This is a genomic window from Microbacterium sp. H6 (genome assembly GCF_003314775.1).
GTDB classification, from domain to species: Bacteria; Actinomycetota; Actinomycetes; order Actinomycetales; family Microbacteriaceae; genus Microbacterium; species Microbacterium oxydans.
The window spans coordinates 1-798 of record NZ_QOAY01000109.1; the positions used below are offsets into that span (position 1 = coordinate 1).

At 69.0% G+C, this 798-nt stretch carries 1 pseudogene; it reads right to left on the reverse strand.

What is annotated here, in order from left to right:
- Nucleotides 1-798: pseudogene (locus tag DSP71_RS07305) on the reverse strand (hypothetical protein); the annotation flags it as partial.

Consider the following 798-nt stretch of genomic DNA (forward strand, 5'->3'; position numbering starts at 1 on the left):
CGAGGTTCGCCGTCGGGTCGTAGCCGGATCCCTTCACCACGACCCTGTCGCCCGCCTTGAGCGGCACCCCGGCAGCCGGAGTCGTGCCATCGGCCAGGAACACCTCGATCGCGGCGGATACAGGGGCCGGCCGCAGAATCTCCCACTGCGCGTCGGAGATGGCGATGGTCGAACGCGCGGAGATGGTGCTCGCATCGGGGTTCGAGTGCTGCTTCCACACGATGACCTCGTACGACTTCGCGCGGTCGAGGGTGTCAGCGGCAGTGGTCAGGTCGATCGTGAAGACCCCGCCCGAGATCGGACGCACCCACTGCATGGCCAGGAAGCCGCTGCTGCCGGTGACGTTCGCCTCGGTGCCCTTCTCGATCAGCGCGACGTACGCGCCGGTGATCGCTCCCAGCTTCGAGCCGGATGCCGTGACGGTCAGGCCGTCCTTCGCGGTCGCTGACTTCACGACCGCGGAGACGGCCGGAGCCTCGGTGTAGTTCAGGGCGACGCTGCGCTCCTGATCGGCGTTGACCACCCCACCGGCCGCGTACGTGTAGACACCGTAGGAGCCAGGCGTCGCCGCCGCATCCTTCAGGGTGATGGTCGCCTGGAACGTGCCGTCAGCCGCGATGTCGACCCACTGCGCGCGGATCGCGCCCTGGTACTGAGCGGGGACCTGGTTCAGCACGCCCTCGGCGAGTGCCCAGACCTGCGCGCCGGACGATCGCGTCGAGGAGGCGGCACCGGCGGACGGCTGCCACGTGGAGGCGAAGTTGCCGAAGACCACGTAGGTGCCCTGCGGGAGGTGCT